Source organism: Hansschlegelia beijingensis, from assembly GCF_045505405.1.
Lineage (GTDB): Bacteria > Pseudomonadota > Alphaproteobacteria > Rhizobiales > Methylopilaceae > Methylopila > Methylopila beijingensis_A.
The window spans coordinates 1-1530 of record NZ_JBJKEX010000506.1 but is presented as its reverse complement, the minus strand read 5'-3'; the positions used below and the strand labels follow the sequence as shown (position 1 = coordinate 1530).

At 69.3% G+C, this 1530-nt stretch carries 2 protein-coding genes; both read right to left on the bottom strand.

All coding sequences use genetic code 11. The annotated features are described in order from the left end of the window. Positions 1-199: 199 nt before the first annotated feature. Complete coding sequence (gene fliJ, locus ACIKT0_RS18135; RefSeq protein ID WP_407106724.1) at positions 200-616, bottom strand: flagellar export protein FliJ; 417 nt, start codon at positions 614-616, stop codon at positions 200-202. Between the two features lie 24 nt (positions 617-640). Further along, a partial coding sequence (locus ACIKT0_RS18130; RefSeq protein ID WP_407106723.1) for a FliI/YscN family ATPase occupies positions 641-1530 on the bottom strand: 890 nt, incomplete at its 5' end.

Sequence of the window (1530 nt, the reverse complement as noted above, 5' to 3'; positions counted from 1 at the left end):
TCCGCCGGCGAAGGCGTGCCGCTGCCGCTCGCGCGCGACGAGGTGACCGGCAGCATCAACGCAGGGCGGCGCGCTGCGCGCTAGCGGGCGAGCTTCGGCTCGAGCCTAGCTTCGGACGGATTTCTGGAGGAGAGCGCCGCAGCGGCTGCTCGGGTCTACGCTCGAAGGCGCAGCCGCAACGGCTAGCTCGCGCGGGACGTCAGCTCGCGCGGAGCGTGGTGCGCTCGGCGCCGATGCGGTCCATCTCGGCCTGGTCGCGGGCGGCTTCGGCGATCCGCTCGCGCTGGCCGTCGCGCTCCTCGAGCAGCTCCACCTTCTTGAGTTCCTCGAACGCCGCCGCGAGCGCGTCCTGCGCCTCGGCAAGCTGCCCGGCGAGTTCGGCGGCCGAACGCTTGAGATTGTCGCGGCGCGTCATCGCGGCCTTCGCATAGGTCGGATAGGCGTAATGCGCGACGTCGTGGATGCCCGCCTTCTCCTGCTCATGCAGGATTTCGCGGTCGAGCTCGGCCGCCATGCGTTCGAATTCGGCGACCATCGTCTCGATCTGAACGACCTGACGACGCTTCTCGTCGACCTGGAACCGCTTGAGCCGAAGAAGGGTGTCTCTGGACTTCATGTCGGCCATCTACGCACACGCGGGTTAGCGTCCGGTTTCCGGAACGTCTAAGATCGAACGCAGTCGCGCGTAGCTTTCGTCGAGTCGCGTTGCTTCTTCCTTACCCTGCGACAGAAACTGCTCGAACGCGCCGTTGAGCGCGATCGCCTCGTCGACCTCCGCGCTCGAGCCAGGCCTGTAGGCCCCGAGGCGTATGAGCTCCTCCATGTCCGCATAGGTCGCCATGATGCGGCGGGCGCGCTGCAGCACCGGGCGCTCCTCCTCCGGCGCTGCGCCGGGGAGCGTCCGGGAGACCGACTTCAGGATGTTGATCGCCGGATAGCGCCCGCGCTCGGCGATCGCCCGCTCCATCACGATGTGGCCGTCCAGGATGCCGCGCACGGCGTCCGCGACCGGCTCGTTGTGATCGTCGCCGTCGACCAGGACTGTGAACAGGCCCGTGACGGTCCCCTGCCCTTCTCCGGGCCCCGCGCGTTCGAGCAGGCGCGGCAGTTCGGCGAACACCGTCGGCGTATAGCCGCGGGCGGTCGGCGGCTCGCCGGTCGACAGGCCGATCTCGCGCTGAGCCATGGCGAAGCGGGTCACGCTGTCCATCATGCACAGCACGTCGTCGCCCTGATCGCGGAAATATTCGGCGAGCGCGAAGGTCAGATAGGCCGCCTGGCGGCGCTTCAGCGCCGGCTCGTCGGAGGTCGCGACCACCACCACCGAACGCGACAGGCCCGCCTCCCCGAGGTCGTCCTGCAGGAACTCCTGCACCTCGCGACCGCGCTCGCCGACCAGCCCGATCACGGCGACGTCGCTCGCGGCGTTGCGGGCCAGCATCGCGAGCAGCACCGACTTGCCGACGCCGGAGCCCGCGAAGATGCCCATGCGCTGGCCGCGGCAGCAGGTCAGGAAGGCGTTGAGCGCCC

What these genes read in the sequence shown, in the direction of transcription:
- fliJ (WP_407106724.1), bottom strand. Translation starts at nt 616, where the DNA reads ATGAAGTCCAGAGACACCCTTCTTCGGCTCAAGCGGTTCCAGGTCGAC.